The sequence below is a fragment of the Leeia speluncae genome, assembly GCF_020564625.1.
Taxonomy (GTDB): Bacteria; Pseudomonadota; Gammaproteobacteria; order Burkholderiales; family Leeiaceae; genus Leeia; species Leeia speluncae.
Genome location: NZ_JAJBZT010000003.1, coordinates 229,348 through 255,541 on the forward strand (window position 1 = coordinate 229,348; position 26,194 = coordinate 255,541).

At 45.4% G+C, this 26,194-nt stretch carries 27 protein-coding genes; 11 read left to right on the plus strand and 16 right to left on the minus strand.

What is annotated here, in order from left to right; translation table 11 throughout:
* Nucleotides 1-12: 12 nt before the first annotated feature.
* A complete protein-coding gene (locus tag LIN78_RS07000) occupies nucleotides 13-789 on the minus strand; it encodes a TatD family hydrolase (RefSeq protein WP_227179915.1) in 777 nt (258 codons plus the stop codon).
* Nucleotides 790-842: 53 nt separating this feature from the next.
* Between LIN78_RS07000 and LIN78_RS07005 the strand changes: the two genes are divergently transcribed.
* A complete protein-coding gene (locus LIN78_RS07005) occupies nucleotides 843-1,646 on the plus strand; it encodes a hypothetical protein (RefSeq protein WP_227179917.1) in 804 nt (267 codons plus the stop codon).
* Here LIN78_RS07005 and LIN78_RS07010 read toward each other — a convergent pair whose 3' ends face one another.
* The 4 genes from LIN78_RS07010 to gmk all read right to left on the minus strand — a co-directional run bounded on the left by LIN78_RS07010 (nucleotide 1,647) and on the right by gmk (nucleotide 5,371).
* Entirely contained in the window at nucleotides 1,647-2,129 is a 483-nt protein-coding gene (locus LIN78_RS07010; protein WP_227179918.1) for a GNAT family N-acetyltransferase, read from the minus strand.
* 56 nt (nucleotides 2,130-2,185) lie between these two features.
* Nucleotides 2,186-4,387 carry a RelA/SpoT family protein gene (locus tag LIN78_RS07015; RefSeq protein ID WP_227179920.1) on the minus strand — a complete coding sequence of 734 codons (2,202 nt, stop codon included), beginning with the start codon at nucleotides 4,385-4,387 and terminating at the stop codon, nucleotides 2,186-2,188.
* A gap of 21 nt (nucleotides 4,388-4,408) precedes the next feature.
* Nucleotides 4,409-4,618 (minus strand): DNA-directed RNA polymerase subunit omega, encoded by a 210-nt coding sequence (gene rpoZ / locus LIN78_RS07020; protein ID WP_227179922.1) that lies wholly within the window; start codon nucleotides 4,616-4,618, stop codon nucleotides 4,409-4,411.
* A gap of 135 nt (nucleotides 4,619-4,753) precedes the next feature.
* Nucleotides 4,754-5,371 carry a guanylate kinase gene (gene gmk / locus LIN78_RS07025; protein WP_227179924.1) on the minus strand — a complete coding sequence of 206 codons (618 nt, stop codon included), beginning with the start codon at nucleotides 5,369-5,371 and terminating at the stop codon, nucleotides 4,754-4,756.
* Between the two features lie 498 nt (nucleotides 5,372-5,869).
* On the opposite strand from gmk, the gene LIN78_RS07030 reads away from it, so the two are divergent.
* Both LIN78_RS07030 and LIN78_RS07035 read left to right on the plus strand, forming a co-directional pair.
* Complete coding sequence (locus tag LIN78_RS07030; protein WP_227179926.1) at nucleotides 5,870-7,165, plus strand: NCS2 family permease; 1,296 nt, start codon at nucleotides 5,870-5,872, stop codon at nucleotides 7,163-7,165.
* A 10-nt stretch (nucleotides 7,166-7,175) separates the two neighbouring features.
* Nucleotides 7,176-7,733 carry an adenine phosphoribosyltransferase gene (locus tag LIN78_RS07035; protein WP_227179927.1) on the plus strand — a complete coding sequence of 186 codons (558 nt, stop codon included), beginning with the start codon at nucleotides 7,176-7,178 and terminating at the stop codon, nucleotides 7,731-7,733.
* 85 nt (nucleotides 7,734-7,818) lie between these two features.
* Here LIN78_RS07035 and LIN78_RS07040 read toward each other — a convergent pair whose 3' ends face one another.
* Entirely contained in the window at nucleotides 7,819-8,685 is an 867-nt protein-coding gene (locus LIN78_RS07040) for a YicC/YloC family endoribonuclease (protein ID WP_227179928.1), read from the minus strand.
* Nucleotides 8,686-8,916: 231 nt separating this feature from the next.
* Between LIN78_RS07040 and LIN78_RS07045 the strand changes: the two genes are divergently transcribed.
* The 3 genes from LIN78_RS07045 to rph all read left to right on the plus strand — a co-directional run bounded on the left by LIN78_RS07045 (nucleotide 8,917) and on the right by rph (nucleotide 11,626).
* Nucleotides 8,917-9,870, plus strand: coding sequence for a serine/threonine protein kinase (locus LIN78_RS07045; protein ID WP_227179930.1), 954 nt, complete (start codon nucleotides 8,917-8,919; stop codon nucleotides 9,868-9,870).
* A gap of 14 nt (nucleotides 9,871-9,884) precedes the next feature.
* A complete protein-coding gene (locus LIN78_RS07050; protein ID WP_227179932.1) occupies nucleotides 9,885-10,802 on the plus strand; it encodes a PP2C family protein-serine/threonine phosphatase in 918 nt (305 codons plus the stop codon).
* Between the two features lie 104 nt (nucleotides 10,803-10,906).
* Nucleotides 10,907-11,626, plus strand: coding sequence for a ribonuclease PH (rph, locus tag LIN78_RS07055; protein ID WP_227179933.1), 720 nt, complete (start codon nucleotides 10,907-10,909; stop codon nucleotides 11,624-11,626).
* 77 nt (nucleotides 11,627-11,703) lie between these two features.
* Here the strand turns inward: rph and LIN78_RS18335 are convergent, their stop codons facing one another.
* On the minus strand, nucleotides 11,704-12,297 hold the full coding sequence (locus LIN78_RS18335; protein ID WP_227179935.1) for a helix-turn-helix domain-containing protein: 594 nt from the start codon (nucleotides 12,295-12,297) through the stop codon (nucleotides 11,704-11,706).
* A 161-nt stretch (nucleotides 12,298-12,458) separates the two neighbouring features.
* Between LIN78_RS18335 and LIN78_RS07065 the strand changes: the two genes are divergently transcribed.
* Complete coding sequence (locus tag LIN78_RS07065) at nucleotides 12,459-13,475, plus strand: hypothetical protein (protein WP_227179937.1); 1,017 nt, start codon at nucleotides 12,459-12,461, stop codon at nucleotides 13,473-13,475.
* 3 nt (nucleotides 13,476-13,478) lie between these two features.
* Here LIN78_RS07065 and LIN78_RS07070 read toward each other — a convergent pair whose 3' ends face one another.
* Nucleotides 13,479-15,224 carry a GGDEF domain-containing protein gene (locus LIN78_RS07070; protein WP_227179939.1) on the minus strand — a complete coding sequence of 582 codons (1,746 nt, stop codon included), beginning with the start codon at nucleotides 15,222-15,224 and terminating at the stop codon, nucleotides 13,479-13,481.
* A gap of 167 nt (nucleotides 15,225-15,391) precedes the next feature.
* On the opposite strand from LIN78_RS07070, the gene LIN78_RS07075 reads away from it, so the two are divergent.
* Nucleotides 15,392-16,738, plus strand: coding sequence for an ATP-binding protein (locus LIN78_RS07075; protein ID WP_227179941.1), 1,347 nt, complete (start codon nucleotides 15,392-15,394; stop codon nucleotides 16,736-16,738).
* Between the two features lie 168 nt (nucleotides 16,739-16,906).
* A complete protein-coding gene (locus tag LIN78_RS07080; protein ID WP_227179943.1) occupies nucleotides 16,907-17,962 on the plus strand; it encodes an HAD family hydrolase in 1,056 nt (351 codons plus the stop codon).
* Nucleotides 17,963-18,061: 99 nt separating this feature from the next.
* On the opposite strand, the gene LIN78_RS07085 is transcribed toward LIN78_RS07080, so the two are convergent.
* The 6 genes from LIN78_RS07085 to LIN78_RS07110 all read right to left on the minus strand — a co-directional run bounded on the left by LIN78_RS07085 (nucleotide 18,062) and on the right by LIN78_RS07110 (nucleotide 22,326).
* The gene (locus LIN78_RS07085; protein WP_227179944.1) at nucleotides 18,062-18,886 is read right to left on the minus strand and encodes a cytochrome b/b6 domain-containing protein; all 825 of its coding nucleotides are present in this window, start codon (nucleotides 18,884-18,886) and stop codon (nucleotides 18,062-18,064) included.
* 607 nt (nucleotides 18,887-19,493) lie between these two features.
* Nucleotides 19,494-19,946: a DoxX family protein gene (locus LIN78_RS07090; protein ID WP_227179946.1), complete on the minus strand. Its 453-nt coding sequence runs from the start codon at nucleotides 19,944-19,946 to the stop codon at nucleotides 19,494-19,496.
* A 33-nt stretch (nucleotides 19,947-19,979) separates the two neighbouring features.
* Complete coding sequence (locus LIN78_RS07095) at nucleotides 19,980-20,738, minus strand: HvfC/BufC N-terminal domain-containing protein (RefSeq protein ID WP_227179948.1); 759 nt, start codon at nucleotides 20,736-20,738, stop codon at nucleotides 19,980-19,982.
* Entirely contained in the window at nucleotides 20,738-21,580 is an 843-nt protein-coding gene (bufB, locus tag LIN78_RS07100) for an MNIO family bufferin maturase (RefSeq protein WP_227179950.1), read from the minus strand. Before bufB ends, LIN78_RS07095 begins: the two co-directional genes overlap by 1 nt.
* Nucleotides 21,581-21,641: 61 nt before the next feature.
* Entirely contained in the window at nucleotides 21,642-21,896 is a 255-nt protein-coding gene (locus LIN78_RS07105) for a BufA1 family periplasmic bufferin-type metallophore (RefSeq protein WP_227179951.1), read from the minus strand.
* A 181-nt stretch (nucleotides 21,897-22,077) separates the two neighbouring features.
* On the minus strand, nucleotides 22,078-22,326 hold the full coding sequence (locus LIN78_RS07110) for a BufA1 family periplasmic bufferin-type metallophore (RefSeq protein WP_227179953.1): 249 nt from the start codon (nucleotides 22,324-22,326) through the stop codon (nucleotides 22,078-22,080).
* 214 nt (nucleotides 22,327-22,540) lie between these two features.
* Between LIN78_RS07110 and greB the strand changes: the two genes are divergently transcribed.
* A complete protein-coding gene (gene greB, locus LIN78_RS07115; protein WP_227179955.1) occupies nucleotides 22,541-23,095 on the plus strand; it encodes a transcription elongation factor GreB in 555 nt (184 codons plus the stop codon).
* A gap of 2 nt (nucleotides 23,096-23,097) precedes the next feature.
* Nucleotides 23,098-23,907 carry an NAD(+) diphosphatase gene (gene nudC, locus LIN78_RS07120; RefSeq protein ID WP_227179957.1) on the plus strand — a complete coding sequence of 270 codons (810 nt, stop codon included), beginning with the start codon at nucleotides 23,098-23,100 and terminating at the stop codon, nucleotides 23,905-23,907.
* A 5-nt stretch (nucleotides 23,908-23,912) separates the two neighbouring features.
* Here the strand turns inward: nudC and LIN78_RS07125 are convergent, their stop codons facing one another.
* Both LIN78_RS07125 and LIN78_RS07130 read right to left on the minus strand, forming a co-directional pair.
* Nucleotides 23,913-25,484, minus strand: a complete 1,572-nt coding sequence (locus tag LIN78_RS07125; protein WP_227179959.1) for a methyl-accepting chemotaxis protein — start codon at nucleotides 25,482-25,484, stop codon at nucleotides 23,913-23,915.
* Between the two features lie 199 nt (nucleotides 25,485-25,683).
* Nucleotides 25,684-26,157: an AraC family transcriptional regulator gene (locus LIN78_RS07130; RefSeq protein WP_227179962.1), complete on the minus strand. Its 474-nt coding sequence runs from the start codon at nucleotides 26,155-26,157 to the stop codon at nucleotides 25,684-25,686.
* Nucleotides 26,158-26,194: the final 37 nt, after the last annotated feature.

Below are 26,194 nucleotides of genomic sequence, written 5' to 3' on the forward strand. Positions count from 1 at the left end.
CGAGTATCTTGCTTAAACGGGTAGCGCTCTGCCTAACGCGACTTCTGTATTGATTCTTAATTGTATAGAGAGTTCATCTAATGCTATCCCACCTCTTAACGCTGCCAATACTTTTGCAATCCGAGGTAATTGATCAGGGGTATGACGTTGATGCGGCGCCCACTCCGGCGGGATATCTGGCCCATCGGTTTCTATCACGATCGAATCTAGCGGGAGTGTCACGGCTAGATGACGGATTCTTAAGGCGCGTGAATAAGTCATCGCACCACCAAACCCTAATTTAAACCCCATTTGGACAAACTGCATTGCTTGTTGGTCACTGCCATTAAATGCATGGGCAAAACCACCTTTTACCGGAAACTGCCGCAAGTATTTAAGGATTTTATCTTGCGAACGACGTACATGTAGCACAACCGGTAGATCATATTTTCTGGCTAGTTTTAGTTGGGCGACAAACAAATCAGTTTGTTTCTTTTCATCCAACCCTTCCACAAAAAAATCCAGACCAATCTCACCCACCGCCCAAGGCCGATGCGTCGCCAGCAATTCATCTAATTGATCAATATGAGACATTTCATGTACAGCATCGGCATAAATGGGATGCAAGCCAAGTGCAGGAATACACGCACTTTGTTGTTCAGATAGTGCAATCACATCCGTGCACGTTGCCAGTGTTACCGCGGGCACCACCCAAGCAGATACGCCTGATTGTTGTGCATCAGCCATCAGTGTTGCAAGATCCGGTTTAAATTCTGGCGCATCTAAGTGACAGTGAGTGTCTATCCACATAGCTTTCTCAAATGATATAGTCAAACTACGCCAATGACATTCAAGCCAAATAAATGCACATCGACTCACATGGATTTGTGGTTTGCCCAAAATGCAAAGCAAATGCACGAACTGCAGAAGGAAAACCCATTCCTATCTGCCCGAGTTGCGGTGTTGTATTTGCCAAAATACTCGCCTCGTCACCAATGTCCAAACAAGCACACGACGAAGAACAGGATGACGACACGTCAACTAACCCCACCTGGAAAGAACGATTCATTACTCCACCCGCTTCGGATGACACAATATCCGATCATGATATGTGGTGGGTACGGGCTATTGGCCTTGGCTTACTTGTCTGGTGGAGCCTGCATTTTATCACCATGAACTGGCATACCAACGAAATTGGCAGTTCGTTCATGCACAATATCAACCTCGTTTTTCACGAAGCGGGGCATTTGTTTTTTCGACCGTTTGGCCGTTTGATAATGTTCTTTGGCGGAAGTTTCTTCCAAGTGCTGTGGCCACTCATTCTAGCGGCCGCATTTTTGCTGAAATACAAAAATCCCTTTGCTGCATCGGTGTGCTTTGCCTGGGCAGGACAAAGCCTAATGGATGTTGCCCCTTATATTGGTGATGCCAGAAGTTTGCAGCTTGGTTTAATTGGAGAGTACAACGAAGATATTGTTGATATGCGATCAGAACGGCATGACTGGCACAATATTTTAGGTGATTTGGGGCTACTAGAAAAAGATCAACTCATTGCGAATTTAGCGCACAATGGCGGCCGACTCATGCTAATTATCGCTTGTGTATGGGCCGCTGCCATTGTGTATGCACAATATCAATCGCAACGATCTGAAAAATTAGAAGATTAGTTAATCTCCAGCAAGTTTCAGCAATGCATCGCCGGTTACACGGCAGATTCGCCATTCATTCATTAGTTCAGCGCCCATCGACTCGTACAGGGCAATGGCGTTGGCATTCCAATCCAGTACCGTCCATTCAAATCGACCATACCCTCTCGCCACCGCTTCTTTCGCTAGATAACGCAACATCGCTTTAGCAATGCCCATTCCCCGCGCAGCAGGTTGCACATACAGATCCTCCAAGTAAAGACCGGGTTTACCTAAGAAGGTAGAGTAATTTTTAAAGCACAGCGAAAACGCCACCACCTTGCCCGCTTGCTCAACCACAAAGGCAAAAATAAAAGGACTATCAGTAAACAATTGCTGATGCAAATCTTGCTCTGTCGCAACGACTAAATGGGTTAGTTGCTCAAATTCTGCAAGGTCTAAAATCATTTGATGAATAGAAGCCACATCTGCAGGCGTTGCTGCACGGATAAGAAAGTCAGCCATTTGCAAGTTCTTGTTTTGAATTAAAAAAGGTTACAGATGCAGCGCCGACGCTAGCATTAGTTACGGCGGCGGCGAATACTTTCGACAATCTGCATCGCATGCAAGTTACGGATAATATCTTCTAACTGAGCGCGATTTTGCACTTGCAACAAGAAGCGAATGTAAGTGAAGTTTGGTCGTTGATCAAACTCTTCTAAATGCACATTCACAATATTGGCATTGTGATCAGATACCACCGCAGCCACTTGTGCTAACACGCCACGGTCGTTCACCGCAATAACATCTAGGCCGACATCGTATTGCTTATCGGATGGCGGATCCCAATCGATTTCCACAAGATTCTCCGGGTTAACCTCTGGGTTGGTTACGTGATGACAATCAGACATGTGGACAACTAAGCCCTGCCCTTTTGTCACCAAACCCACAATCTTGTCGCCCGGCAGTGGATAACAACACTTACCATAATGTAGTGCAGAGCTTTCCCAACCACGCAGTTGAATAGCAGGCAGGCCACTCATGTCAGCAGCTTCTATACCGCTCAGTTTCAATAGCGCACGTGCAACTACCATCGAGAGCTTCTTACCTAAACCAATATCAGCTAGCACTTCATCTTTCGATTTCGAGCCAATCTCTTTCAGGTAACGATCCCACATTTCAGGAGGGTGATCTCCCCGCGTTGGTGCCAGTACATCAAAGGCTTGCTCAAGCAAACTCTCACCCAATGCAACGGATTCGTTGTATTGCATGGTTTTTAGGTAATGGCGAATTTGCGAACGCGCCTTACCGGTAGAAACAAAAGATAACCATGACGGGTTCGGGAACGCCTGATTATCCGTCACAATCTCTACCCGATCACCACTTCTTAGGCGTGTACGAAGTGGCATGAGTTCGTAATTAATCCGCGCGGCCACACAATGCGTACCAATATCGGTATGCACTGCATAAGCAAAGTCGATTGGGGTTGCGCCTTGTGGCAAGGCCAAAATGCGGCCTTTGGGCGTAAACACATACACTTCGTCAGGGAAGAGATCGACCTTGATATGTTCAAGAAATTCGGCGGCATCGCCGCTTTCAGACTGAATATCAAGCAAACGTTGCAACCACTTATGCGTGCGCTGATGCGCCTCATTCATGTGGCCATCGGTACTCTTATACATCCAGTGAGAAGCAATGCCATCCTCTGCCGTGCGATGCATATCTTTCGTACGGATTTGAACTTCAATTGGCGTTCCGTACGGGCCAAATAAAGTAGTGTGCAACGATTGATAACCGTTTGCTTTCGGGATGGCGATGTAGTCTTTAAACTTACCCGGGATTGGCTTATAGAGGGCGTGCAAAGCACCCAATGTCAAATAGCATGAAGGCTCATCTTCTACCACCACGCGAAAACCATAAATATCTAACACCTCAGAAAATGTCAGATGCTTTTCTTGCATTTTCTTATAGATGCTAAACAGGTTTTTCTCGCGACCGGAAACAGAGAACTTTAATTTGGCAGACTCTAGCTTGGTTTGTAGTGCAGCCAAGATTTTATCAATTAGCTGCCGGCGATTACCGCGCGCAGCTTTCACCGCTTTGGATAAAACCTGATACCGATTGGGGTGAAGATAACGGAAACTAAGATCTTGTAACGACTGATACACCGCGTTTAAGCCAATGCGGTTCGCAATGGGGGCGTAAATATCCATCGTTTCACGTGCGATGCGACGCTGTTTATCTGCACGCATCGCATCAAGCGTCTGCATATTGTGCAGACGATCCGCAATCTTGATCAGAATAATGCGGATGTCACGCGCCATGGCCAGCAGCATTTTACGAAAATTCTCTGCTTGGGCTTCTTCGTGACTTTGGAATTCGATTTTTTCTAGTTTAGATAGACCGTCGACTAACTCTGCGACTGGCTTACCAAATAATTCTTGCAACTCTTCCTTGGTTACCGCGGTATCTTCCACCACATCGTGCAAGAGCGCCGCCATCAAGACCTGAGGATCTAAATGCCAATCAGCAAGAATCGTCGCCACCGCGAGTGGGTGGGAAATGTAGGGTTCCCCGCTCTTACGATATTGTCCCTCGTGCGCCACTTCGCTAAAGCGATAGGCCGCTTCTAATAGATCAATATCAGGCTGAGGTAAATATTTAAGTTTGGAGAAAAAAAGCTCGAGGCTTTGCTCAAGCTGCTCATGGGGAGAGGCCGGCGCAGACTCAACTTTGCCAGAACCGACTGCATCTGTACTTAGTGGAATGGCGGCCCCGTCCATGATAGAGAATCCAGCGATTGCTTAAAAATCGCGATAACGCTTAAGAATCTCTTCTGACAATTTGCCCTGCGCCATTTCACGCAATGCAACAACTGTTGGCTTGTCACGTGCAGCATCTACCTGTGGAGTAGAGCCATTCGCAATCTGGCGAGCACGAGTGGTCGCAGCCAATGTCAGGTTGTAACGGTTTGCCATTCTTTTCAGGCAATCATCAATGGTAATACGTGCCATAGTCGATTTACTCAGGTAATACAGTTAGCGACAAACAACTTAAAACGCTACGAATAGCAAAGATAAGCTGTATAAAAATGCTTACGCAGGGTGCATAAACACCCCGCCTATTTTCTATTGTACACCAAATCGATGTTAAACGCCCTTGAGCTCGGACATCAGTTGGGCAAACTTGCGGGATTGATTGACGATTCTTAAACGCGCCGCACGCACAATGCTGATAATGTCATGAACGGATGCATCGATCAGCTCGTTAACAATCACATAGTCGTATTCATCCACATGACGAATTTCGTCCTGTGCAGACTTTAAGCGCACTTGAATCGCTTCTTCAGAATCTTTACCACGACCACGTAAACGTTGCTCTAGCACTTCCAATGAAGGCGGTAAGATAAATACAGAAATGGCTTCTGGGAATAATTTACGAACTTGCTGAGCGCCTTGCCAGTCGATTTCTAGCAAAATGTCTTGCCCTGTGGCTAACTGCTCACGAATCCATTTTTCTGAGGTACCGTAGAAATTACCATACACTTCTGCGTGCTCTAGGAAATCGCCTTTGCCAATCATGTCGACAAACGCATCACGGCTAACAAAGTGATAGTCCTTACCATTCTCTTCTCCTGGGCGAGGAGAACGAGTCGTAAATGAAACGGACAGTTTCACATTAGCATCTGCTGCTAATAAAGCAGACACCAGAGTGGTTTTACCGGCACCAGATGGCGCTGCCACGATAAAAATATTGCCTTTTTCCATGCTAAATATACCTGCTTGATTTAAGTGTTTTCATTCCTATCCAGACTTTTATCACCCAGCATATCTAGTAAATCTGGATGGGAATAAAAACGACATTTGATGACACACACCCAACTTCGTAAGACATCACGTTTTTGCAGTGGGATTTGTCAGCGTAACACAAGCTTCAAGAAAATTTAACCGGTAAAACTCGCATTTTTGTAATGATTTCCTGAACCTGTCTTATTTTTCGGCGAAATTAGCGCCCCATTTACGTGTTGCTTTGCAGCATTTTGAGAAAAGTGTCTGATTGGCGCAAATGTTACAACCTATTCATCTCACCTAAATAAAACTGACCAAATGGTTGAATTTTATATCGTTTCCGTCAAAAATCCCGCTTAGCTTGCGATTACCCCCCATCAAACAGATGCTTTACCTATCCAACTAGGCATCCATTTCAGGATAGAATCGCCGGCTTTCTTTCCGAACCACCTTTTCCTGCATAGGGAGGCATTACAGATGCTGCTGGAAAATCTCTTTAAGCTCAAAGAGCATGGAACAGATGTAAAAACAGAGGTCATCGCAGGGTTTACCACCTTCTTGACGATGGCCTATATCGTTATTGTTAACCCAGGTATTTTATCCATCACAGGTATGGATTTTAATGCGGTTTTTGTCGCAACGTGTTTAGCGGCGGCATTGGGTACCGCGATTATGGCGTTAGTGGCTAACTACCCGATTGCGCTAGCACCAGGCATGGGTCTCAACGCGTACTTCACATTTACTGTTGTAAAAGGCATGGGTGTGCCTTGGCAAGCCGCACTGGGCGCAGTGTTTATCTCTGGCGTGATCTTCCTTGCGGTAAGCTTATTTAAAGTGCGAGAAGCGATTGTGAATGCAATTCCTAAATCGCTAAAGTTCGCGATTTCAGCAGGGGTTGGCTTATTTTTAGCCATCATCGCGCTGAAAGGTGCTGGTGTCATTGTAGGCAGCCCTGCAACGCTGGTTACCATGGGAGATCTTCACGATGCAAAAGTATTGCTGGCTATCTTTGGCTTCTTCCTGATTGTTGCATTGGAATATCGCAAGGTTCACGGTTCGATCATCATTGGTATTTTGGCCGTCACCGTGCTCTCGATTATCCTTGGTTTATCTAAATTTGAAGGTGTGTTTGCCCCTGTTCCGAGCATGGCACCCACCTTTATGCAGATGGATCTAAACGGCGCACTATCAGCAGGTCTAGTTGGCGTTATTTTTGTTTTCTTCTTTGTTGATTTGTTTGATACAACCGGCACATTAGTGGGCGTTTGTCACCGCGCTGGTTTATTAGATAAAGATGGAAAATTGCCACGTCTAAAACGTGCATTGATGGCGGACTCTGTCGCCATTACAGCCGGTGCAGCACTTGGCACTTCTTCTACAACCGCCTATATTGAATCTGCAGCAGGTACTTCTGTAGGTGGCCGCACCGGTCTAACCGCATTAGTAGTGGCGCTTTTATTCTTGGCTTGCCTATGGATTTCTCCACTAGCGAAAACGGTGCCGGCATACGCCACTGCACCAGCACTTTGCTATGTAGCGGTGTTAATGACACGCGGCCTTGCAGAAATTGACTGGGAAGATCTAACAGAATCTGCCCCAGCGGTAATTACCGCAGTAGCAATGCCATTTACCTACTCGATTGCCGATGGTATTGCATTTGGCTTTATTAGCTATGTCGCCATCAAACTATTGGCTGGTCGTTTTGCAGATTTAAAACCAACCGTACTAGTGATTGCCGGTCTTTGGATCGTCAAACTAGCTTTCTTCCACTAAGAAGTGACCAATGGAAAACTTAAGTAATCTGGATTATGCCGGCTATTTAAAGAGCTGGATTCGTACTGTGCCTAACTGGCCGCATGATGGAGTGATGTTTCGCGACATTACTCCTGTTTTGCAAAACCCAAAAACCTTCCGTCTATTGATTGATATTTTTGTTCACCGCTATATGGATCAAAAAATCGACATGGTGGCAGGCTTAGATGCACGCGGTTTCATTTTAGGCTCTGTACTTGCTTACGAACTAAATGTCGGCTTCATCCCGATTCGTAAAAAAGGCAAACTACCGTTCACCACGGTTGCTGAAGAGTATGAGCTAGAGTATGGCAACGCCACCGTAGAAATGCATACGGACGCCTGCAAAGCGGGTGACCGTATTGTATTGATCGATGACTTGATCGCGACTGGCGGCACCATGATGGCTGGCTACAAATTACTAACACGCCTAGGCGCAGAAGTGATTGAAACAGCTGCAATTGTTGACTTGCCAGAACTAGGTGGCAGCAAGCTGATCAAGGACAAACAAATCCCGCTGTTTACGATTTGTGACTTTGAAGGGCTGTAAGCCAGATTAGGGTTTGCCTGCACCAAATAAAAACGCCACGATGAGTAATCTTCGTGGCGTTTTTATTTGAAGAGACAAGTGCTATTTATTCGATATTCTGCACTTGCTCACGCATTTGCTCGATCAGCACTTTCAGGTCCATCGATGCTTGGGTGAATTCCATGTTGGCGGCTTTTGAGCCCAAGGTATTGGCTTCGCGGTGCAACTCTTGCATCAAGAAATCTAGGCGCTTACCAACCACTCCACCCTTTTTCAGGATGCGGCGCACTTCGGTACAGTGGGTAGTTAGACGAGTCAACTCTTCATCCACATCAATTTTTTGCGCAAAGAGAGCCACTTCTTGTTGGATGCGAGACTCTTCACCTTGCTCTAAAACCTCTTGCAAACGCTCGGTTAACTTTTGCTGGTAAGCAGCCACCACAGCTGGCAATAGCGGCGTAATGTCTTTTACAATCGCTTCGATCTGTTCAATACGATCAATCAGCATGGCGGATAATTTATCGCCTTCGCGATGGCGAGTCGCAATAAAGTCATCTAATACCGCTTCGATTGCGCCTTTAACAATGCCAGCTAAGGTTTCGGTATCGACAGAGTCGGTTGCCAATACGCCAGGCCAACGCAAAATATCCGATACCGTCAGGCCTTTTGCACCACCAGCTAATGCCAACACCTGCTGTTCTGCAGCGAGCAACGCAGAGACGGTTGCTTGATTCACTTGCAAGGTTGGGGTTTGATCTGGATTAGGCACTAACCCAATTCGGCACTCTAATTTACCGCGGTTTAATCTAGCGGAGAGAGACTCTCTCATCAACGGTTCAAATTGACGGAATTCTTCTGGTTGACGGAACACTGCATCTAAAAAGCGGTGATTGACCGATTTCAATTCCAACGTCATCATGCCGATTGGGGTTGGGAGAGTTTTCACTGCATAGCCGGTCATACTGGCAATCATGCATTTTCCTTTCAGAGATTCCGAAAAATCGGACGCCACGACTTTACAAGCGGCGAACGAAGAATGACAATTCAATTATTATACGTTGTAATCACTGTTTTCTGACCGAGATGATTGCTAATCCAGCAAAACACTTGGTAGAGTACAGTTGCCTTGGCAAGCGTAGCGCTTGCCTTAAACAATAATTAGACACCGTTCGTCCCCACAACAAGAGAACAGGTTTGGCAAAACATGGGTCAGCAAGCTAACTTACCACTGCCGCGCGGATATCAATTACAGAATTATACCATTGTAAAACCGTTAAGCTCTGGAGGTTTCAGTATCGTTTACCTGGCACATGATGAAAATGATCAGCCAGTGGCGATTAAAGAATATATGCCAAGTTCACTGGTGCTTCGTGTGGATGGCGAAATCGTTAATCCAGAGAACCCTGAGTATCTTCCCACTTTCCGCTATGGTTTAAAGTGCTTCTTTGAAGAAGGCAAGGCGTTGGCGGGGATTAATCACCCGAATGTTGTGCGCGTGATTAACTTTTTCCGCGCTAATGAAACCGTTTATATGGTGATGAGCTACGAACGTGGCCGTACGTTGCAACGAGAGATTCAGTTGCGGCAAAACGAAACCATGAAAGAGAGCATGATTCGTTTGGTATTTGGCCAGTTGCTAAATGGTTTACGTGAAGTGCATTTGCACAAACTTCTTCACTTAGATATCAAACCCGCGAACATCTACATTAGACAAGACGGTACACCATTACTGTTGGATTTTGGTTCTGCCAGACAAACTTTTACACAAAATAACCCGCGCTTATCGCCAATGTTTACGCCAGGGTTTGCGCCGCCAGAACAGTATAGGGACAGAGATAACTTAGGTCCTTGGAGCGATATATACAGCGTGGGAGCTAGTATCTACGCATGCATGGCCGCCCATGCACCGCAACCGGGTGATCAACGGGCAGTCGAAGATAAGTATGTTTCGGCGTCTAAACTGTGGAATGGGGTCTATTCTAAGCACTTACTAGAAATAGTAGACTGGTGCCTTGAAAAAGACTTTTTGAATCGCCCGCAGTCTGTACTGCAAATTCAAAAAGAACTGTTACGTAATGACTATGAAATTCCGGAACCAAAACTTTCACAAAAAATCCGGTCGTTTTTAACGCAAAATATTTTTCCGCGTAATCGCTGAGGCAAAAAAATAAAATGAAGTTTTCCATCTACCAAGAAAGTAGACGCGGTGGACGCAAGTACAACCAAGACCGTATGGGCTATAGCTATAGCCGTGATGCGTTGTTATTGGTAATTGCAGATGGCATGGGAGGCCATTTGCAAGGTGAGATTGCCGCACAAATTGCAGTTGAAATGCTGATCCGCCAATTTGAAGCGGCAGCTAAACCTGTTGTGAAAGAACCTTCTGCATTTATGTATGAAGCCATTCACCAAGCGCATGATGCAATTTTAGATTACGCCAGTAAAAATCAGTTGCTAGAAACACCACGCACCACCATCGTGACCTGTTTAATTCAGGACAACATGGCTTATTGGGCGCACGTGGGCGACTCTCGCCTGTATTTCTTCCATAACGGGCAGCAGCAGCACGTTACCACCGATCATTCTCGCGTTCAGCAGTTAATGCAGATGGGTAAGATCACCCCAGCCCAAGCATTAACTCACCCTGATCGTAACAAGATTTATAACTGCTTAGGCAGTGCCTTCCCGCCAGAAGTGGAATTATCGCCACGCCGTCCGATATCGCATGGCGATACGATTTTGTTGTGTACAGATGGTCTGTGGGGCACATTAGATCCAATGGAATTGCAACAGTACCTAGGCCAGTTTCCGGTTCTCTACGCACTGCCTCAATTAATGGATAAGGCAGAGTTTAATGGTGGCAAATTTGGCGACAACTTAACCGCGCTGGGTATTACTTGGTTGGAAGAGGATGATCTGAACCAAAGTACCGCTACCTCTACGCTAAAAATGACAGATAACGACGTGAATAGCCAATTGGAAACCATCCGTGTGGATGACGATCTAAAAGCAACTGGCGAAGTGTCTGACGAGGATATTGAGAAAGCAATTTCGGATATTCAAAAAGCGATTAAACGCTATACCAAATAAATAATAATGGATGTCGAACCTAGATTCGCACCTGTTAAATTGAATACTCTTTTGATGGGCAACCCAATGTGCGTTGCCCATACATTTTTATAAAGGATGCAATCATGCGCCCATCAGGCAGACAAGCAAACCAGCTTCGAGAAGTAAGCATTACTAGACAATTTACCAAGCATGCCGAAGGTAGTGTGCTAATTTCTTTTGGTGATACGCAAGTAATTTGCACCGCGACCGTTGAAGAGAATGTGCCTTCTTTTTTAAAAGGCAAAGGCCAAGGTTGGGTAACGGCTGAATACGGCATGCTGCCACGCTCGACCAACTCTCGCATGAAGCGCGAAGCAGCTAGCGGCAAACAAAGTGGCCGTACACAGGAAATTCAGCGCTTAATTGGCCGTAGTCTTCGTGCAGTGATCGATTTAGTTGCTTTAGGCGAGCGCCAAGTAATTGTGGATTGTGATGTGATTCAAGCAGATGGCGGCACACGTACCGCTAGTATTACCGGCGCATTTGTGGCGGTTCATGATGCATTGTCTCAGTTGGTAAGCAAAGGTCAATTAGCTAGCCTTCCACTAAAAGATCACGTGGCGGCAATTTCTGTTGGGGTAGCGGATGGCAAACCGGTACTAGACTTGGATTATGTAGAAGACTCTGCTTGCGACACGGATATGAACGTGGTGATGACGGGTAGCGGTAAATTTGTTGAAATCCAAGGTACGGCAGAAGGTGAAGCGTTTAGCCGTGAAGAGATGAATGAATTACTCGATTTAGCAGGCGCTGGTATTGCTGAGTTAATTCAAAAACAAAAAGCCGCATTGGGCATTGCGTAATATCTGATATACCCCCAAAAACAAAAAACAGGTCATTCGAGCCTGTTTTTTTGTTTTTGGGGACCTAAACTTAGTGCTTAAAGCGCCATGACCATATTTCGGGTAAAAGAGAGCATTTGCGTGGTTCTATTTTGATACGCATAAGGCTCTTGGCTAGCAAAGACAAAAGACTCACCCGCCTTCACGACATGAATTCTGCCTTTTGTGACCAAGGCCAACTCACCACTCATCACGTAGTGAATTTCTTGGTAGCCAACAGGATCCGCTTCTGACTGATATGAGTCACCCGGAGCAAGCTGCCAAAACCACAGTTCAACCGTGGTATTGCTACTTTGCACACTTTGCAATAGCGTGGCATGGCTAGCAGGCTGGTTTCCTTGCCAAACACGCACCGGCGCTTTCATTTGTTGAGCATCTGGTTGCGGCGCCCTGACAATTCGGTCAAACGGGACATTTAACGCCGTTGCCAAACGGTCTACCGTCGCAATACTGACATTGCTTTCACCGGCTTCAATATTCACCAACATACGCCGACTAACGCCCGCGACCGTCGCCAAATGCACTTGGCTCCAGCCTTTTTGTTGTCGTGCCTGTTTGATATTGGCAGACACATGTTGGATAACTTGTAGATGCCCCGGATTATCCGGTTGCGACGTTTGCTCTTCTGTCACCTGATTGCCCTGTATTTCGTTAAATGTGCGTAAAACAGTCGGCTAAACAGCCTAAACCGGATAGTAACGCGGATTTACTATCTTCGTTAAGCGTTATTCAGGATTTCTGATCATCCATCTCATCATTTCTTTTTATAAGGGTCAGGTTTACAATTCTGCCCATGAAACTGACTTTAGTACTTCCCGGCCTGATTTGGCCACATGCAGATAAGCAATTCTTTAGAGAGTTGTCTCTTCCTTCTTTGGCTTGGTTATTAGGCAAAGCAAGTAAAATTAAATCCATTACTGGCACATGCAATGATTGGTTAGCGGACGCCACCCAATCGCGAGACTTCCCGTCGGCAGCCTATGCAGCCAGCTTGTTAGCCAATCAGCCAACAGATTCTGCAGGGACTTGGCTATTTGCTCATCCGATCCACTTAATTCCCAATCGATCCGAATTACGAATTGCCGATGCGGGCCAGTTAGGGATTAGCCTATTGGAAGCAGAAGCATTGGTAAGAGGGTTAAATCAGCATTTCGCTCAGGATGGTATGCAGTTTTATGTGCAAACCCCAGATCAGTGGCTGCTACATGTTGCGAATGAGGTGACGGAGTCATTTACGCCGTTTGAAACCGCGGTGGGCAGAAGCATGGACCCGATTTTGCCAACCGGCCCTAATGCGATGGTTTGGCATCGGCAAATGAATGAAATGCAAATGCTGATGTATAACCACCCAGTAAATGATGAAAGAGATGCCAAAGGGATGCCGGTGATTCATGGCGTTTGGTTATCAAGCCCAGGCAAATCAACACAAACAGCTAGCCAGCCGTCGTCAACCCAATGGTGGATAGATAACGTGATGTGGCAAGGCCTCGCCAAGCAATTGAACATCCCATTTAGCCCATCCCCATCAAGAAGCGAGATGATTCTCGAATCTGAAAAAGATGCGTTAATTAAGCTAGAAACGGCGAATTGGGCGCAGATTCGCCAAGATGTGTGGGCATGGCAAGAAGCGTTACGTGAAGTGGAAGATGTTTGGTTTACGCCACTTGCAGCGGCGTTATCGAGTGGAAAAGTGAGTCAATTAGACTTAGTACTCTCTGACGAATCTGAAACCTCCACTTACCGTATTCAAACAAGTGACAAGTGGAAGTTCTGGAAAAGACCGTTACCGCTTGAAACACTCTGTTCTTAAGAATTAACGCCAAGCCTGACTCATATGGCAAATAGACAAACTACTTCCTTGTGTCATCTTTGCCATATGCTTCACCTCTGCCGCTAACTCGGCCAAATCGTGATGTGTGCTGCAAGCACCGGATGGCACGACGACTGCACCAATCGATAACGAGGTTAATGGGATTAAGGTGTTTTCGCCTTGGCGGTTAACCCCCATAAAGCCACCTTGCTCTCGGTGACCCGGTAAAAACAGATTGCTGACATCTTGATCAAAGCGCTGTAAAGCCATACGACAGCGATGTTCCCAATCGGCACTTTGCATGAGCACGATAAAATCATCCCCGCCAATATGCCCGACAAAATCACGCTTGGGTTGAGAAATATCTAACAGCAGATTGGCTGTTAGCCGAATAATGTCGTCACCCTTGCGGTAACCATATACATCATTAAATGGTTTGAAATGATCGAGATCAGCATAGCACGCAACAAACGGTACGTTGTTTGCGATCAGCATGTCGACTTGCTCATCAATCGGCACATTGCCAGGGAGTTGCGTTAACGGATTGGCGTATCTCGCTTGATTAAGTTGATGGGCTGACATGGCGCGCATGACGTCATACGCGCTTGCGATCCCCCGATAATAACCACCTTCCGTAACGATAAACCCTTTCGATAACTGGCTGCGCCCTTCTGCCACCACCTGCTGACTAACGACCGACAAATCAGAGGTAGCATCTACGACTAATGGGTTGGTGTCCATTAATCGGTGACAAGGTTTTCTACCATATAAGTCTCGTTTGTAATGCCCGGCAAATAGTTCGAGTAAAGTTTGCCTATCTAACATGCCAATCGGGCGCCCATCCGCCACCACAGGTAAAGCATATAGCTCGGGGTCATTGGCAAAGCGTTGGTAAACCGTTTCACTCAAGGTTTCTGGGCTAACCGGTGCTACCGTTTGCATCATCAGCGAAAGCGAGTGATTGGTCTTTCTGCCCTGCTGATGTAATTGAATACGCTCATTTTCTCGTTGAATGGTGGCGAGCACGTCTGGGTTCATCGTAGGAGATGCCAGTCCCATCGGCTTACCTAGCAGGTAGCCCTGCCCAAACGCCACCCCTAACTCTTGCAAAATACGGAGTTCTTCATGGGTTTCGATACCTTCTGCAATCAAGCAACTGCCAGACAAAGCCGTGAGGTGTTGAACCGCTGTAGTAAAGTGCTTTTTGAGTGGATCGCGGTCAATTTCTTGCACAAAGTGCATGTCAATTTTGACAAAGTCTGGTTGCAACTCATACCACAAACGCAAGCTTGAGAAACCCGCGCCTAAGTCATCTAGCGCAATCTTAATGCCTGCATTTCGATACGGCGTCAGACTGCGCAACAAGGCTTGATAGCCGCCGGTGACTGGACGGCTTTCGGTAATTTCAAGAACGATGCGGCTTGCTGGAAAGTTATTTTGTTTGGCGATATCAACCAGCATGTCGACCGAAAAAGCGGGGCTAAAAAAGCAGTCTGGATTGGTATTTAAAAATAAATTACCAGGTAGTTGGCGCTCTGCAAATTGGCGAATAATCACACGTCGACATGCCGCCTCTAGGGGCAATAACAGGCCGTGGCGCGCTGCAATATCAAACAATTGCGCGGGAGAGGCTAACGTGGAATTCACAGGGCCACGAATAAGCCCTTCGAAGCCAAGAATTCGGCCTTGCTTTAAGTCTACAATCGGCTGAAAATGGGCATGCAATTCTTCCTTATCCAAAATGGACATGAAAAAATTAAGCTGTTCATCTTCCCGATCCATGCGGTTAAAGGCATGTACTGACACACTAAACCTCGAGACTCTTATATCCTGTACCAGAGAGTCATTCTACTAATTTGATGTGACGTTTACGTGACAAACCATTTGGTCAAAAGCAAAAAAGTGCTGAAAAAACAATGCCTTCAATAAAAAAACAGTTGTTAAAAAATACATTGATTGCGATGTTGTCACTATGGTTAGTGACAGCACTGATTACCATTTATGCAGCTAGGCACGAGGCATTAGAGTTACTAGATAGCAAACTACAAGAAACAGCGTACACACTGCTTGCCTTTAATATTGAAGGCTCAATAAAGCACCGAGATAAAAAAGGGGAAGAGGAAGAAATCGAGAGCGAACATTTCCCTGCGAAGAATGATGAGTTACAAGTACAAGTTTGGCGAAATGATGGCGCATTAATTATTGCCAGTCCAAACGCACCTTCCGTTCCGTTTAACCCGGAAAGTGGTTTTGCCGTCAATCGCCAAGACAAACAAAGTTGGCGCTCTTTTGCCGTTTGGGATGAAGACCATTCGCTACAAGTTCGCGTGCTAGAAGATAAAGAAAAATTACATAAAGTGGTTGCTGAAATTGTGACCACACAGTTACTCGCCTTTTTACTCTTTGCCCCTGTTTTAGCCATTATGATTTCATGGTCGATTGGCAGAGGATTACAACTACTTACCCGGCTAGCCTCTGAGATAGGTACAAGGCATGCACAACACCTAGAACCCGTCCCTGATGAAAATATTCCCGCAGAAGTGCAGCCGATGTTAAAAGCACTGAATGCGCTGCTAGAACGGCTAAATGAATCGATTCGCAAAGAAAGACGTTTTACCGCGGATGCGGCACACGAGCTCAGAACGCCATTAGCCGCGTTGCGTGTGCAGGCTGAACTAGCCAGCCAAAGCCAAGATCCAGAAACACGTGCGCATGCATTGCAGCAACTGGTTGAAGGTTCAGGGAGAACATCCCGCGTGCTGGATCAGTTGCTTGCGTTAGCCCGCATTGAACATGATCAAACCTTGATTGGAGACACGCCAATAGACCTTCAACAACTAGCAAGAAACACACTTGCGAATGAGGCAGGACGAGCATTATCACACCAGCAAGAGTTAGCACTGCTGACAGATAATCCCATTATTGTGAATGGCGATGCGACCTTATTGCAATTAATGCTGCGCAACTTAGTGGATAATGCGCTGCGCTATATGCCTGAAGGTGGTGTGTGCTCCATTTCCTGCCTGTCCGACACCGATAAAGCCCTTTTAATCATTGAAGATACAGGTCCAGGTATTCCAGAAGAATCATTAGATCGTGTCTTCGATCGTTTTTACCGAATCACCGGCACACGTCAAGAAGGTACTGGCCTTGGGCTTTCGTTAGTAGCGGAGATTGTCCGCTTACACCATGGCACCATTCAACTTAGCAACCGCCTTGAAGGTACAGGTTTAACCGTTACCGTTTCTCTTCCACTACATTAAACACACCTCACCCGCCCTCGGGTTTGAGTATCTATTTGATCCCCCTTTTTTCAAAAATGGGTATTTGTGTGTTTTTTTGTATTATTGTGTACTTTTTAAATTACTCATGTAATACTCATCACACAGTTTCAAACAACAACAATTTTCATTCCACTATTGGGAGCCCATATGAATTCTTGGAAAAAGCTGTTTGTGTCTGTTTCACTGGCGTTAACCACCTTCTCTGCGTCCGCAACGGAATTAACGCATTGGCCAGCTGACGTTGCCGCCAAACTCGATGCGATGATCAAGAAAAATGCAAATACCGGCGCTTATGCTGTATTTGACGCAGACAACACGACTTACCGCTATGACCTTGAAGAATCCCTGCTCCCGTACTTAGAAATGAAAGGAATCATTACCCGAGAAAAGCTAGACCCATCTTTAAAACTGATTCCATTTAAAGACACACCAACATTCAAAGAGAGCCTATACAGCTACTATGTGAGAATGTGTGAAGTAGATGATTTGGTTTGTTATCCATGGGTAGCACAAGTTTTCTCTGGACTGACGCTAAAAGAACTGAAAGGTCATCTTGATGACATGATTGCCGAAGGCAAACCGGTGCCCGTGAAATATTACAACGGTGAAGAGGTAGTTGAGGCGAGCTCTACCCCACCCAAATTCTATACCGGCATGCAAGAGCTATATAACAAGCTGCAAGAAAATGGCATTAGCGTTTATGTGATCAGTGCAGCTAGTGAAGAACTTGTTCGCATGGTAGTAGCCGATCCTAAATATGGCTACAACGCAAAACCAGAAAACATTATTGGTGTGAATATGCTTTTGAAAGACAAAAGCACTGGTGCACTAACAACGTCCCGTTTGCAAATCAAAAAAGGTACTTACAACCAAGCTGCTAACTTAAATATGGAATTAACCCCTTATTTAATGAACCCAATGACTTGGTATGAAGGAAAAATGGGGACCATTTTAGGCTGGATTGACCAGTGGAAAAAACCGGTCTTAGTCGCTGGTGACACACCAATTTCTGATGGTTACATGCTGTTAAATGGCACAGATGTGGCAAAAGGTGGCGTTAGAGTGTGGGTAAACCGCAAAGCGAAGTATATGCCGGTGATTCAAAAGTGGTGGGAAGATTCGGCTAAGCAACAAGCGGCACTTGGTCAGTCGGTCACAGCAGATAAAAACTGGCTAGTAGTGAAACCAGAAGAGATTCAATAAGTAAAGATTTCTACAACAACAACGCAAGACTCACTCAACACTCAGGCGGCCAATGGCCGCCTTTTTCTTTATATTAATCTGAACGACTAGAGAAATGGATTAATCTTTTTCACCCGACTCTTTATCGTGATGTTCATTTTCACGATGCTCATCTTCATCACCATCATCATGGTGCTTTGTTTCGCCGGCACTCGCTAACACCAGCTGTTTAGCGGGTTCGCTACTATCTGCACTGCTATAGTCATCTCCAGCTTCTAGCCGATTATCTTGAAATAAAGGCGCAAACATTGGCTGTTGGGCAAGTAAACTTTTTGCACCACCGTAGCCTGAGTAAACAAAGCCAACCACTAAGGCTAACAATAAAGCGCCCACTAATGGTCTAGCTGAACGAATACCTTCTGTAGATGCGCCCTCTTTCTTACCGGTGACCATGGCACGCGCTAGGTTTTCTTTATGCAGTACGCTACTTAACACAACAGCAATTACATGGATAACCACTAAGCCCATGAACGCATTACCAAGTAGTTCGTGAATCTCTCCCGCATCCATCGTATCGGAAAAAGTTAGCCAGCCAGTTAATGGCGTTGCAATACCAAATGCAAGTAACGCCAGAATGGCTAATGCACCAGCAGGGTTGTGCCCAACATGATGTTCTGGGTCGCCATTTTTAATGGCTTTGAAATAACGAATAGCGGCCAATGGAGAACGGATAAACTGAGTAAACCGTGCATAACGCGTACCGACAAGTCCCCAGATTAAACGGAAAATAATCATGAGTGCCACATTGTAACCAGCCAGCACATGAATACTACGAAGGTGCTCACCTTCAGAAGTAAAGTATGCGGTTAGAAAGCTAATCACTAACACCCAGTGAAACACACGTGTGGGTAGATCCCAAACGAGTACTTTGCTTTTATTTTCCATTTTATTCTCCATCCCATTTTGTAAGGTGCGGAAAATATCCATCAACGGGAGATTCGACGGATACTTTCCATCCAGACTCGACTCATACGTTTAGCAGTCCTTCTACACGCTGACTGAGACTGGCAAAACAAAGTTTACCTTTGCAAGCTTAAGTCAAACTTAAGCACAAAGAGAGAAAAATGGTGATTCTTTTGACCAGATAAAGTTATTCAACTCATCTTTCCACATCAAGCTTGAACACCTCCGTGGAAAGCCTGTGGAAAAGGTTGCTAAACCCATGAATTTATTCAACAAAACATGCCAGATTAAAATTTAATCAGCCCCACAAACTCATTCACATTGGAACTGAACTAGCTCGGGGATAAGCTGTGGATAAATTCATTAAATCACTGAAATTAAACAACAAAATACCTGCGCTCATAATTTAGGCAAATTATAAGCCGATCTGGGGGATAACCGCACAAAACCAAATGTAAAAGAGTATTTTTGGATGGATGTGGATAACATAGCAGAGTTTCCACATCCATTTTTGACAAGCATGGGGAAAGCTTGTGGATAAAGCAGTTACCCCATTGAATTGATTAAGAAATTTATTAGCGATCAAAAATTAAGCAGATTTACGAAAGCGATCTAACCCAATTCCGCCAGTACCGAAAACAGAGAGGGCAAACAACATCAGCCCCCATTGCCAATGATCATAAAGACCAGGTGTCCATACACTCGCTGGTGTCACCAAACCATGCCAGTAAGCGATGACCGCCATCGCATTCACACCAAATAAGCCAATCGCCGCCCAACGTCCAAATAACCCCGCAATGAGTAGCGCAGAGAAAATTAACTCGCCGCCAGTAGCTAATGGTGCCGCGATGCTCGGTGGTAATAATGGCACATGGTATTCATCGGTAAATAAAGCGATCGTAATAGACCAATCATCTATTTTGGTAAGCCCCGAGCGAAAAAAAACGCGGAAGATTTCTATACGCATTAACAGCAAAGCGATCGATTGCAATGCAGTTAGCCAAGGTGCTTGCCATTCACGGTTTGATTGAGAGCGACGCATGTGTTCCTCCTGTATGGATGGGTTCTATTGTTGTTAGTATTGAATATCGATCAAAGCACTCGCTTCAAACAAACATTGCAGCGTGGATAGCGGCTGATATGCCTCATCGATTGCCAACCCTATATCCACCGCTTCTGCAAAACCACACCCGCTAATCAGCGCGTTGGTCACCGCTGTATCTACTGTTGAGAGCCGGATAGGCGTTACTACATTAGCAATACGAGTCACGAGCACCCCGCCGCCTGGTTTATTTAAATCCACTTGCACCACTTTTTGTTCTGGCTGGTGGTATTCCCAAATATCCGCTAGCGGCCAATTCGATTGAATGAGACAGACAGCAGGATGAAAAACAAAGATCAGTCCCCCTATTTTTTCTGGCGGCACAGATGCTAGGCTAGAAGGTGATAATGGTGACGCATCTTTTGCATAAAAAGCGCAATGTACGCGCCAATCTAGCCTTGCCACATCCGGTAGGTATGGCAATGAAATAGCTGGGGGATAAGACGCCATCCAGTCAGGGAAGTCGTGACCTAGATCATGAAGATTGGGCGATATGGCTCTTTGGCTACTTACATATTGCGCCGCCATTTCCTCAAAAAAAGCTTGCCCAACTAAAGCAGTCACAACAGGAAATAAAGCACTGAGTGCATGGGTGCGATTGAGTTGATGATTGCGGCGATACGCAGCTAATCGCTGAGGGCTAAAAACAGAAAATAAACTCGATGCGTCTTCTGCTAGATTTGGAGACGTTATCAAATCAAAAAACTGTGATTGCTGAACAGTTGGATTCATCAAGACATCCCCTTTTCTCTTTTCACCTTACCCAGTATTTCCTCTGCTGTAGCGACTTCTAGCAGTAATTCGTCTAATACAGGGATGTTGCCATCACGCTCTAACAAGGTAGGAACAGGCCCAACATATTGATAGGCCTTTTCTAATAATGCCCAGACAGGTGGAATAACCGGGTGATCGTGGGTATCGAGTAAAAAACCATCTTCTTCGCTGTGGCCTGCAATATGAATTTCTTTTACCGAACCAGCAGGCATCGCGGCCAAAAACGCATCGGCAGATACACCTAAATTCACGCTATTCACATAGATATTATTCACATCTAATAAGATGCCACAGCCAGATCGCTGCACAATCTGAGCCAGCATATCGGCCTCGGTCATCTCATTACCTTCAAAGGCTAAATAAGCAGACACATTTTCTAATAAAATTTGCCGCTTTAGTTTATTCTGCACCTGATCTACATGGTCGACGATCCAGTCGATCATGGCTTGTGTATAAGGCACAGGAAGTAAATCGGGAATCGCTCCTTTTTCGGTTCGGTTCCAGCATAAATGCTCTGACACTTGGTTTGGCCCAATCACATTAACCAAATCTGCCAGCCGGTTTAAATGTGTTTGATCAAGTGGCACAGCACTACCAATGCCCATCCCTACCCCATGCAAACTAATTGGGTAGTGAGCACGCAACGCTTTGAGGGTGGCTAAATTGGCACCACCATCAAAATAGTTTTCGCTATGGACTTCCCACCACGCCACTTTTGGTTTTTTCTGCCAAACTTCTTTGACAAAAGGGTGGCGTAACCCAAGCCCTGCCGCCACGGGTAAATGCGTTAAATTGTTCATTTGGATGATAGTTGATGATCAAACCAGCGAGGAAACACCCCGCTGGTTTGATTAGATAAACTTAAGAAGAGGAGACTTCGCCACCCATTTGGGTACATGTTCCAACGGGTACATTTTTCCAATCAGCCGCATCATGATCGACGGTTGCTTGCCCTGCACAACTATGACTGCCATTGATGCTAGCGCAATCATTTTGTCCGGCCATTGCCACACCTAAACATTTTTCTGTTTCGCCTTCTGCCATCACACTGGCAGATGCGCCCAGAACCATTAATCCAGTTAGTGCGCTTAACATCAGTTTCTGCTTCGATTGCATTATTGTGTCTCCTGAATTGAAATGATTGATGAAACCTTACAGCTCCCAACCAACAGGTAATGATGTTTATTTTTTTACCTGTTTTTGCCAATGGAGATTGGCAATGCCACAGATCATCTCTGCAGCGGATTCGGGTAGGGAATGGGTCTACCCGAATTTTCTGATTCAGTGAAACCGACGATTACTTGACCATGCCACCCATATTTTGGCAGGTGCCTTTGGCCACGTATTTCCAATCGTTAGGATCGTTATCTTTGCTAGCTTGCCCAGCACAGCTATGGCTACCTGTTGCACTTGCACAATCGTTCTTACCTGCTTTTGCAATACCAAAGCATTTTTCTTTTTCTGCAGCAGCAACTGGTGTTGCAACAAAACTAACAGCAAGTAAAGAACCAACTGCGCTTAAGATTAGTGCTTGTTTTTTATCCATCTTGAAAACTCCTGATAAATTTGATGATACGATTCTCTTTTATAGGTGTATTGTCAATACAAGACTGACCGCAATATGTGAAAATAGTTTCCCGTCATATTTTGTGTCACCTAAACGTTAGTCGTACCAATTTCAAGAATCTTACACATCAGTATAAAATTCTTTAAAAATTTCTGACTATCTTTTTCATCGCACTATCTAAACTATTATTCAGATGAGCAAGGCATTTACAAAAGAAACCGATCAGGACGATGACGATCTGCCAGCAGGCGTCCCGCCTATTCCGCCTGGTAGCAAAAACTACATGACCCCGAAAGGCCATCGGCGCATGCTAGATGAGCTACGTCATTTAGTTTCGACAGAGCGCCCGGAGTTAGTCAATATTGTGAGTTGGGCAGCCAGTAATGGAGATCGCTCAGAAAATGGTGACTATATTTATGGAAAACGGAAACTGAGAGAAATCGATCGTCGCATTCGTTTTCTGACAAAACGTCTAGAGACTGCGGAAGTCGTCGATACAGAACGAAAAGATACGGATCAGGTATTTTTTGGCGCAACCGTGACGTTTAATCGTGACGGTGGTGACGATGAAACCATTAGCATTGTTGGACTAGACGAAATTAATCCAGCCAAAGGCTATGTGAGTTGGATTTCTCCCATCGCCAGAACACTAACAAAAGCACGAGAAGGTGATACGGTCATCTTGCAAACGCCCGAAGGCCCGCAAGAGCTAGATATCGTGCTCGTAGAATATAAAGAACTGGATTAAACATGCTCCCTTTTGCATTTGAGCCGACCCTCACGCCATCCGCACCAAGCACAGAAGCCCCCTTATTGTTTGGGTTTTATGAGAATGAATTGTGCTACGTAGATGCGCACATGTTGTCTTTACCAAATAACCAGTCTTATTTCGATTTAGTACATCACTACATTGGGGATTTAGCTGGACAACATTGCTACGCGGTCGACTTAACTGAAAAGCAAGAGACAGCAGGCAGATGGCTCGGGCTGCGCGCAGCGTTTGCCGAGATAGAAGAGCACTTTGTTTGGATTGCAGCGAGAGCGTTGCAGATACTCGAGTGGGATCGCTCGAATCGTTTTTGTGGGCGTTGTGGTACCTCTACCACCATTAAACTGGGTGAGCGGGCGCGAGTATGTCCATCTTGCGGGCAACTAGCCTATCCGCGTATTAGCCCAGCCATGATGGTACTCATCAAAAAAGATAAACAATTATTGCTAGCAAGAGGTCCACACTTCCCGCCTGGCGTGTATAGCGCGCTAGCAGGATTTGTAGAACCAGGTGAAAGCATCGAGCAAACCATTCACCGAGAAGCGATGGAAGAAGTCGGCATTAAGATTAAAAACCTTCGCTACTTTAATAGCCAATGCTGGCCGTTTCCACACTCGCTAATGCTGGCGTTTGTTGCCGATTACGATAGCGGAGAAATTACACCAGACGACAATGAAATTGAAGATGCACGCTGGTTTTCATTAGATGAATTACCAACACAACCATTCAAGTACAGTATCGCGAATAAGCTCATCAATGGTTTAGTAGATGAGCTTACCCGTGAAGGCTAATACGTTTACTCGACTTTAAACGCATCTGCCATTTTTTCAACATAGCGCGCCTGATTAGATAGCTCATCTAGCGAATTACGGCTTTCTGCCACATGGCAAGCAGAAGCCGTTAATGAATCTGACAACATTTCCATTTCTATCGCTAAATGGCTAGTCGTCTCAAATTGCTCTGAATTCATTTTGGCAATGTCTTGCATCATGGCATCTACTTGCTTTGCTAAAGACTGTAGTTTGCTCAGTTCATCCATCGTGTGCTGCATAATCGTCGCCGTTGCGGAGGATTCATCAGCAATTTGGTGAATAGCGCTATTCGCCGAATCTGTCGCATGAGAGACGTGTTGAACCAGAGCACTAATTTCTTGCGTACTCTTTGTCGTTCTTTCTGCTAGCTTTCTCACTTCGTCTGCCACCACCGCAAAACCTTTTCCGCTTTCACCCGCCCTTGCCGCTTCAATCGCCGCATTTAAAGCCAATAAATTCGTTTGGCCGGCAATGTCATGAATATTCTGAGAAATATGAGAGATGCTCGCGACGATCTTGTTTAATTCATCGATCGACACCTGCATGTCTTTCACTAGCTGATGAGAAGACACACTCTTTTGATGGGTGGCTTGCATGCTATACACGCAGTCCATTAGGCTCTTTTGATTATCTTGGCTGAGTAACGCCGTCTTTTCCGCCGCTCCTTTCACACGCTCTTCTGACGATTTTAAATCTTCTAATTCTTGCTTCATCTCTTGAAAGTGTACTTTGCAACTAGAGACTTGTTCGACTAGTGCAGCAATACTCTTTGTTACTTCCACTGCATTGCTCGCCTGATCTCTAGACGAATGTTGCAACTCGTCTAACATCACTTTTAGATTCACTTGCATCGTGGCAAATGCAGCTTCAAGTCGCCCCAAGTCACTCGCTTTAGATAAGACAAGTTGATTGGTTAGGTTGCCTTTTGCAATTGCATCACACACAGTGAGCAGCTTGGTTTGCTGGGTTTTCTTATTTCTTTCTAACCACCACCAAGCAATCAGCGTCACAACGCCCACAATAGACAATCCGCCCCCCATCCAAGTTGGGTTAAGTAACAGATTGCCAACAAGTGCTAGCATCAGAACCAAGACACATAATGGCGTTAGCCACGGAAGCAAGGTTTCTGTTTTCGCTAACTTCACTTCCGCTAATTGTTGTAAGGTAGGATAAAGCGCGGTGGCATGTGCAACTTCATTTCTGTCTGCTGGTTTTCTAACCGACATAAAACCAACTGGCGTGCCCTTCTCTACCAATGGGACCACAAACGCATCGACCCAGTAAAAATCGCCGTTTTTACAACGATTTTTTACCAAACCACGCCATGATTCCCCTGTCGTTACCGTATCCCATAGCTGCTTAAATAACGCAGCAGGCATGTCTGGATGACGAACGATGTTATGAGGCTGACCAATCAGCTCTTCTCGACTAAAACCCGAGATTTCAACAAATAAATCATTTGCGTAAGTAATCTGACCTTTTAAGTCTGTTTTGGTGACAATCAAACCTTGGTTAAAAGCTTTTTCGTTTTGAGTAATGGGATGATTCTGTTTCATACGCCGACCTACACTCGCCAATAGAAATTATATTTTCTTTACAAATCAGTCACATAAAATAGCTTCTCGTAAAGATTTTCGATAGCTTAGGTAGGTCAGATAGAAATCACCTTGATTGGCATCAATGATTTTGAGCAATTGCTGACCAATTGGTCAAGCAAGTCTGTAAGTCGTGAAATAGAGACGGGCAGATTAAAATTTAGACAGATTTAGATTTCAGCGGAATACATATATCGCAGGCGAATAGCCCAACTATTTCGGAGGAAACTGGACGAATATGCCGTTCAAAGCAAGGTAGATTTGCTAACTCATAACCACTTTTTGGTAGCCAATCTTGCATCAGCATTTTCCATGCTTGCACGATGTCGGAAGAGGTTCCTTCAAACGCATAGACGGCATATTGCCCTGCCGCTAGGGTTGTTTCTACAGCAGGCGATTGAATAAGATAATCGTCAGATACTTCCACGCCCGCATCATAGCGACATTCATTAGCAGGGGTGATATAGGGATTATCGTAACCAATCCCATACTGACTGTTTGCTAATAAATGCTGTTCTGCTAGCCAAGGTAAGTATGTTTCTTTCCAGAATAAGCTGATCGCTTCCCCGTACGGCCCTACTTTTCGTATAGTCGCCAATCGTACAGCGGGTAAATCGACAATCTGTACTTGCATCAATACTCACCTCTGTCAAAACAACCTTCGCCCACAA

Excerpts from the sequence above, each read along its gene's own strand:
- LIN78_RS07035 (WP_227179927.1), top strand. The coding sequence starts at position 7,176 with ATGGAAAACTTAAGTAATCTGGATTATGCCGGCTATTTAAAGAGCTGG.
- LIN78_RS07050 (WP_227179932.1), top strand. The coding sequence starts at position 9,885 with ATGAAGTTTTCCATCTACCAAGAAAGTAGACGCGGTGGACGCAAGTAC.
- LIN78_RS07065 (WP_227179937.1), top strand. The coding sequence starts at position 12,459 with ATGAAACTGACTTTAGTACTTCCCGGCCTGATTTGGCCACATGCAGAT.
- LIN78_RS07070 (WP_227179939.1), bottom strand. The coding sequence starts at position 15,224 with ATGTCCATTTTGGATAAGGAAGAATTGCATGCCCATTTTCAGCCGATT.
- LIN78_RS07095 (WP_227179948.1), bottom strand. The coding sequence starts at position 20,738 with ATGAATCCAACTGTTCAGCAATCACAGTTTTTTGATTTGATAACGTCT.
- LIN78_RS07010 (WP_227179918.1), bottom strand. The coding sequence starts at position 2,129 with ATGGCTGACTTTCTTATCCGTGCAGCAACGCCTGCAGATGTGGCTTCT.
- gmk (WP_227179924.1), bottom strand. The coding sequence starts at position 5,371 with ATGGAAAAAGGCAATATTTTTATCGTGGCAGCGCCATCTGGTGCCGGT.
- LIN78_RS07040 (WP_227179928.1), bottom strand. The coding sequence starts at position 8,685 with ATGATTGCCAGTATGACCGGCTATGCAGTGAAAACTCTCCCAACCCCA.
- bufB (WP_227179950.1), bottom strand. The coding sequence starts at position 21,580 with ATGAACAATTTAACGCATTTACCCGTGGCGGCAGGGCTTGGGTTACGC.
- LIN78_RS07015 (WP_227179920.1), bottom strand. The coding sequence starts at position 4,387 with ATGGACGGGGCCGCCATTCCACTAAGTACAGATGCAGTCGGTTCTGGC.
- rpoZ (WP_227179922.1), bottom strand. The coding sequence starts at position 4,618 with ATGGCACGTATTACCATTGATGATTGCCTGAAAAGAATGGCAAACCGT.
- greB (WP_227179955.1), top strand. The coding sequence starts at position 22,541 with ATGAGCAAGGCATTTACAAAAGAAACCGATCAGGACGATGACGATCTG.
- LIN78_RS07110 (WP_227179953.1), bottom strand. The coding sequence starts at position 22,326 with ATGGATAAAAAACAAGCACTAATCTTAAGCGCAGTTGGTTCTTTACTT.
- nudC (WP_227179957.1), top strand. The coding sequence starts at position 23,098 with ATGCTCCCTTTTGCATTTGAGCCGACCCTCACGCCATCCGCACCAAGC.
- LIN78_RS07000 (WP_227179915.1), bottom strand. The coding sequence starts at position 789 with ATGTGGATAGACACTCACTGTCACTTAGATGCGCCAGAATTTAAACCG.
- LIN78_RS07130 (WP_227179962.1), bottom strand. The coding sequence starts at position 26,157 with ATGCAAGTACAGATTGTCGATTTACCCGCTGTACGATTGGCGACTATA.
- LIN78_RS07085 (WP_227179944.1), bottom strand. The coding sequence starts at position 18,886 with ATGGAAAATAAAAGCAAAGTACTCGTTTGGGATCTACCCACACGTGTG.
- LIN78_RS07090 (WP_227179946.1), bottom strand. The coding sequence starts at position 19,946 with ATGCGTCGCTCTCAATCAAACCGTGAATGGCAAGCACCTTGGCTAACT.
- LIN78_RS07075 (WP_227179941.1), top strand. The coding sequence starts at position 15,392 with ATGCCTTCAATAAAAAAACAGTTGTTAAAAAATACATTGATTGCGATG.
- LIN78_RS07030 (WP_227179926.1), top strand. The coding sequence starts at position 5,870 with ATGCTGCTGGAAAATCTCTTTAAGCTCAAAGAGCATGGAACAGATGTA.
- LIN78_RS07080 (WP_227179943.1), top strand. The coding sequence starts at position 16,907 with ATGAATTCTTGGAAAAAGCTGTTTGTGTCTGTTTCACTGGCGTTAACC.
- LIN78_RS07005 (WP_227179917.1), top strand. The coding sequence starts at position 843 with ATGCACATCGACTCACATGGATTTGTGGTTTGCCCAAAATGCAAAGCA.
- LIN78_RS07105 (WP_227179951.1), bottom strand. The coding sequence starts at position 21,896 with ATGCAATCGAAGCAGAAACTGATGTTAAGCGCACTAACTGGATTAATG.
- LIN78_RS07045 (WP_227179930.1), top strand. The coding sequence starts at position 8,917 with ATGGGTCAGCAAGCTAACTTACCACTGCCGCGCGGATATCAATTACAG.
- LIN78_RS07125 (WP_227179959.1), bottom strand. The coding sequence starts at position 25,484 with ATGAAACAGAATCATCCCATTACTCAAAACGAAAAAGCTTTTAACCAA.
- rph (WP_227179933.1), top strand. The coding sequence starts at position 10,907 with ATGCGCCCATCAGGCAGACAAGCAAACCAGCTTCGAGAAGTAAGCATT.